Here is a 3,666-nt window from a genome sequence, read left to right as displayed (position 1 = left end):
ACCGGAGCAAAGCCCGCCTGCAAGTCGCCAAGAAACACGAAAAAATTGCTAACCAGCGGAAGGATTTCTTGCACAAACTAACGAAGAAAATTACAGACGAAAACCAAGTCATCGTAATCGAAACGTTGTCCACCCAGAACCTGATGAAGAATCATAAACTAGCAAAAAGCATCGGCGATGCCGGATGGCATGAATTCGTCCGCCAGTTGGAATACAAAGCGGAACAAAAAGGACGTACAATCATCAAAGCGGACAGGTTCTATCCATCCAGCCAGATTTGTTCTGCCTGTGGACACCTTGACGGCAAGAAACCCCTCCACATACGGGAATGGGAGTGCCCTAATTGCGGGGAGTATCTGGACCGAGACATCAATGCCAGCAAGAACCTTTTGGCGTTAGCCAAGTAAAAGAAAACCTATGAGGCAGGGACTGCCTTTTGAGCCTACCCATATCCGATTCCTCTGTCTGCATGAAACCTGTGCAGACAAGAATGGAGTTCGTAGGAAGCCCCCACTTCAAAATCCGGAGGATTTAAGTGGTGGGTAGTTCACCTATAAGAGGTTTAGCGAAGACTTCTATTCGATCACTCTGCCTGAACTGAAATTAGTTTAGTTCTAACGGTAAGTTTCCCCCCTTCGGTTCAGCAGAAACTGCACTAAGGAGAGCTCAAGTAGGCTGAGAGAAAGCAGAAAGTGACAGAACGTGACCCATAGGAGTGTGATCTTAAAACGTAACTCTTTTACCAGCTGACTGCCGATTTATTCAATCAACATCTATCAGAATACCGAAGAAGAGAGTAAAGAATTTCTTTTCAATAAGGAAACGAATCGCAGAGCGCTTCGTGTAAATAAAGATAATTGAATCTATTTAACAAAATAAAAGCCAGTCAGACGGGATTGAACCTGTCTGACCGGCAAGAGTGCTCACCTTTTATATTTCTGATTATGGCGCCTGAATATCCAAATTGACTTTAGGCAGTTCAATACCTGCTTCCCTTAAAGCATCGACGTATTTCTCGTAGAAGAGGTTACGCATAGCAAATTCAGTACCGGACTTGGTGTACATGATAACCTGAGCGGCAATCTGGCCTGCGCCAATGGGGACAAAGGCAATTTCTGTCGGCTCGATAGTGATCTCCTCACGTCGGGGAATCCATTCCCGGTTAACCTGTTCCAAAACTGATCTGACTTTGTTTAGATCTGTTTCAGGAAAGAGTCTGACATGCAGCATGACACGCATATCCGCCCGCGACCGGTTGCTGATAACTGTGATCGATCGGTTAGGGATGAAATGCGTAGTTCCGTCGAAATCTCTGACTTTGGTTGTTTTAAGGTTGACATCTTCAACGGTTCCCAATATACCGCTCAGTTCGACGACATCACCAACGTCCAGCTGTTTTTCCAGCAGGATCATGAAGCCATTGACTATATCTGATACAAATCCCTGAGCACCGAGTGAAAGTGCCAGACCGACGACCCCGGCACTGGCTACTAATGTGCCGACTGGTACACCCATGAGTTCAAGTATTGTATAGACGAGGAAGAAATAGATGATGGCATGAAAACTGTTTTTACTCAATGTATACAATGTGTTCAGACGATTAGGTAAAGTCTGCTCTTCTTTCATATATCGCTTGAAAACCAGCTCGATTGCATAATTACCGACCTTTTTTAGAATGAAGAAAATAATCAGAGTCAGAATAAGCTGCATGAGGAATAATATAATTGAAGAAAAAATTCCTTCCCAGTCAATGTCATTCCAGTATTCAATAAAGAAGTTTATTCCTTCTTCGGGAGTTGTAGGTCCTTCCTGATTTTCAGTTCCGTTAGTCCCAGCAAAATACATAATTGATTCGATCCTTTCAGAGAGTCTTAGTGTACCTATTATTCTACCAGTTTTTTTAAATACTTCAATTTTGTTAATTGAGGGGGCTTCAGGACCTTCTTGTTTGCAATAATCAGCTGGATAATGGTAATCTAAGTCTATACAGAATAGAAGAAAGAGGGATTAATATGACAGGTGGAGAAATAGCTGCATTAATTGCGGCAGGTGCTTTTGCAGTTTTAGTTCTGGGCTTATGTTTTGTACTATTTAAAGTGGCAGGCATTGTTTCAGAACTGAATACGACGATCGAAGAAGCGAACAAGAGCCTGAGCACGATCACTAAAGACGCGGATCATTTACTTATTGAAGTCGAAGGGCTTCTCAATAAATCCAATACGACTTTAGATGACGTGAATGGCAAACTAGGCATGACTGATCCATTGTTCCAGGCTGTTGGTGACTTAGGTGAATCAGTATCAAGCCTGAACGAATCAACAAGAAATCTGACTTCACATCTAGCCAGCGCATCAAAAAAAGGTGCAACGGTCGGAATCGCCAAAAAAGTTGGCAGTAAAGTCAGAGGGTAAGCACGATAATAAAAAACAAGGAGAGAATATTCAGCATGAAAAAACATTCAAATACTGAGAGTTTTGTACTGGGAACATTCGTCGGGGCAGCTGTAGCAGGCTTGACCGCACTCCTGCTCGCACCTAAATCAGGTAAAGAAATGCGTGGAAATATTGCTGATCAAGCTGACAGAACGAAACAGCAGGCTAAAGAGTATATGTCTCTTGCTAAAGAAAAAGGATCGGATCTGAAAGATACAGTAGAAGAAGCCGGATCAGAATATCTGAAAAATGCTTCGGTCACTTATGACCAGCTGTCCAATCAGGTTGGCTCGAATATGGACGAAACTGAAAAAAATCTCGATAAAATCAAGCAGGAAGCAAAAGAAACAGCTGAAGGTGTCAAAGACGCTCTCAAAGAAGGGACAGAACGCGACGTAGAAATTACGAAAGATGCGGCCGAAGATGCTCAGGAAACAATTGAGGAAGGCATTGAAGAAGGAAAAGATCTGTCAGACACTGACACGACCAAACCTTAATTGGAGCGGGCACAGATCAGATTTCTCTTAAAATTAAACTATAAAAGGATGCGTACTGTTCGCATCCTTTTTATACATATTCCGTGTGAGTGAACTACCCACCACTTAAATCCTTTGGATTTTGAAGTGGGGGCTTCCTACGAACTTCATTCTTGTCTGCACAGACTTCATACAGACAGTGGAATCGGATAGGGGTAGGCTCAAAAGGCAGTCCCTGCCTCATTGATTTTCTTTTACTTGGCCAACGCCAAGAGGTTCTTGCTGGCATTGATATCTCTGTCAAGGTATTCCCCGCAATTCGGGCAGTCCCACTCCCTGATATTGAGCGGCTTCTTGCCGTCTCGGTGTCCGCAACTCGAACAAACCTGACTAGACGGATAGAATCGGTCTGCTTTGATAAGTGTCCGTCCTTTTTGCTTGGATTTATATTCTAATTGGCGGACGAATTCATACCATCCTGCATCACCAATGCTTTTTGCCAGTTTATGATTTTTCATCAGGTTCTTACTGAACAGAGTTTCTATTACAACGACTTGGTTTTCGTCTGTAATCTTTTTGGATAGTTTGTGCAAGAAATCTTTGCGCTGATTGGCAATCTTCTCGTGCTTTTTGGCCACTTGAATGCGTGCTTTATTGCGGTTCTTACCGCCTTTTTGTTTGAGGGATAATGACCGTTGCGCCTTCTTCAGCTTCTTTTCGGACTTGTACAGCGGTTTTGGATTTTTGTGCTTCTCAGT

General features: G+C 43.1%; 5 protein-coding genes. 3 read left to right on the top strand and 2 right to left on the bottom strand.

The annotated features are described in order from the left end of the window. The coding region (locus ABFX15_RS02625) for an RNA-guided endonuclease TnpB family protein (RefSeq protein ID WP_346023969.1) at positions 1-407 on the top strand (407 nt) is incomplete at its 5' end. A 535-nt stretch (positions 408-942) separates the two neighbouring features. On the opposite strand, the gene ABFX15_RS02620 is transcribed toward ABFX15_RS02625, so the two are convergent. After that, positions 943-1,845 carry a mechanosensitive ion channel family protein gene (locus ABFX15_RS02620; RefSeq protein ID WP_346023968.1) on the bottom strand — a complete coding sequence of 301 codons (903 nt, stop codon included), beginning with the start codon at positions 1,843-1,845 and terminating at the stop codon, positions 943-945. Positions 1,846-2,012: 167 nt separating this feature from the next. Here ABFX15_RS02620 and ABFX15_RS02615 point away from each other — a divergent pair, with 167 nt between their 5' ends. Both ABFX15_RS02615 and ABFX15_RS02610 read left to right on the top strand, forming a co-directional pair. After that, entirely contained in the window at positions 2,013-2,411 is a 399-nt protein-coding gene (locus ABFX15_RS02615; RefSeq protein WP_091482283.1) for a DUF948 domain-containing protein, read from the top strand. Between the two features lie 35 nt (positions 2,412-2,446). Beyond that, positions 2,447-2,929 (top strand): YtxH domain-containing protein, encoded by a 483-nt coding sequence (locus tag ABFX15_RS02610; RefSeq protein ID WP_346023967.1) that lies wholly within the window; start codon positions 2,447-2,449, stop codon positions 2,927-2,929. A 233-nt stretch (positions 2,930-3,162) separates the two neighbouring features. Here ABFX15_RS02610 and ABFX15_RS02605 read toward each other — a convergent pair. Further along, positions 3,163-3,666: RNA-guided endonuclease TnpB family protein (locus tag ABFX15_RS02605; protein WP_346023966.1), on the bottom strand; the 504-nt coding region annotated here is incomplete at its 5' end.

The sequence above is a fragment of the Alkalibacterium indicireducens genome (assembly GCF_039522005.1).
GTDB classification, from domain to species: domain Bacteria; phylum Bacillota; class Bacilli; order Lactobacillales; family Carnobacteriaceae_A; genus Alkalibacterium; species Alkalibacterium indicireducens.
Note: the sequence above shows the minus strand (reverse complement) of the source record. Positions and strands in the feature narration are given on the sequence as shown.